This is a genomic window from Sulfitobacter sp. 1A12779 (genome assembly GCF_043557315.1).
GTDB lineage: Bacteria > Pseudomonadota > Alphaproteobacteria > Rhodobacterales > Rhodobacteraceae > Sulfitobacter > Sulfitobacter faviae.
The window spans coordinates 1-1,601 of the sequence record NZ_JBIFFU010000071.1 but is presented as its reverse complement, the minus strand read 5'-3'; the positions used below and the strand labels follow the sequence as shown (position 1 = coordinate 1,601).

Below are 1,601 nucleotides of genomic sequence, written 5' to 3'. Positions count from 1 at the left end.
GCGTCACGGCGAACACCACCAAAAATATCGAGGATGTAATTCGCCCCGAACGTCGCACTTTCAGAGGGATCACCTGAAATTGGGTCACCATTGTTTCTCTGCGCCTGTGCATCCAGTCCACCTGAGAACTGGTCAGCGATACCTGTCTGCCTCAGGTCTGTATTTGCGGCTTTGATACGTTGTAAAGCCGTTGCAATATCGATGTTTTGTGTGAGGCCTCGGTCTACCAGCCGGTTCATTTGCCGGTCATTTAGCCGTTTCCACCATTCATCGCGCGCGACTTCTCCGAGAGCCCCGCCACCGCCAATGAATGACGTTTCTAATGGTGTCTTGGGTGGCGTATAATCAGGGCCAACAGCGGTACATGAAACCAATGCCGTGGATGCTAAGATAGAAAGCAGATAGGGACGGTTCATTTGTCATTCCTGTATATTGGATCATCTTTTGGATTTGCGGGGGGATTGAGGTGTTTCACTCAACACGCTGTTATGAGTAGCTAAGTATTTGAAAAATATTAGCTTGTATAGAGTTCCTCAGAGCCGTCAAGTTCTAGGGCTGTTTCTCCGGACATACGGTTCATGTCGGTCAGATCCTCTCTTCTAGATCGGCGAGGATCTCTTCGGCGGAGGTGCCGTAAGGCCACGAGTCGGCGAAGCCCGCGTCGGGATCGAAGAGGAACAGATGCGACGTGTGGCCCATGGTGTACCCATCCGGCGCTGCGGCCTCTTCGACGCGCTCAAAGAAGATTGGAAACGTCTCGGACGTGGCGGCGATCTGTTCCGGCGTGCCCGTCAGCCCAATGATGCCCGCATCGAACAGCGGGACGTATTCGGCGAGTGCTGGGGGCGTGTCTCGTTCAGGGTCGATTGTTATGAAAATCGGCTGGACCTCGGCGGCATCGTCGCCCAGACCGTCCATCACCGCCGCGACCTCAGATAGGGTCGTCGGGCAGACGTCGGGGCAGTTGGTAAAGCCGAAAAACACCAGCATCCAGCGCCCCGCAAAGTCCTCCTCGGTTTGAACCATACCCCGGTGGTCCGTCAGTTCGAACTCAGCGAAAAAAGGCGGTTCGGCGTCGGTTCGGGCGCTATCGGAACGATAGTCGGACCAGAGCAGAAGCCACACGAAGGCAAGCGCTGCCACGCCTGCCAAAACCCAAAGAAACTTCTGTGCCGATGTAAGGGACAATCCTGTTCGCCTGATTTTGATTCTTATTGCCTGTGCGGATACATCCTCTAGCCGCTAGAGGTTCAAGCACGAAATCATGGTATAGCTTGAACTCACGCGTCTGTGAATCCGACACTTGTTTATTCCGACGGCAAAACCTACACAGACTGTATCTTTTTCATGGAGGCGAAAATGCTCACGATCGGTACTCTGTCAAAGAAGACTGGCACAAAAGTGCAGACCATCCGGTACTACGAACAGATCGGACTCATGCCCGAACCTGGCAGGACCGAAGGCGGACAGAGGCGCTACGACAATGCACAGCTTGATCGACTGTCCTTCATCCGCCACTCGCGACAACTCGGTTTCTCGCTCGATGCGATCCGCGAGCTGCTCGACCTCAGCGACCATCCCAACCGGCCCTGTGATGAGGC

At 54.6% G+C, this 1,601-nt stretch carries 2 protein-coding genes and 1 pseudogene; 1 reads left to right on the top strand and 2 read right to left on the bottom strand.

Annotated features, from left to right (window positions below; genetic code table 11):
• Positions 1-416 (bottom strand): annotated as a pseudogene (locus ACGYLQ_RS20775) (nodulation protein T precursor); the annotation flags it as partial.
• A 169-nt stretch (positions 417-585) separates the two neighbouring features.
• Positions 586-1,188: an SCO family protein gene (locus ACGYLQ_RS20770; protein ID WP_394444676.1), complete on the bottom strand. Its 603-nt coding sequence runs from the start codon at positions 1,186-1,188 to the stop codon at positions 586-588.
• A 171-nt stretch (positions 1,189-1,359) separates the two neighbouring features.
• Between ACGYLQ_RS20770 and ACGYLQ_RS20765 the strand changes: the two genes are divergently transcribed.
• Positions 1,360-1,601 (top strand): helix-turn-helix domain-containing protein (locus ACGYLQ_RS20765; protein ID WP_394444484.1); only part of this gene is annotated, 242 nt, incomplete at its 3' end.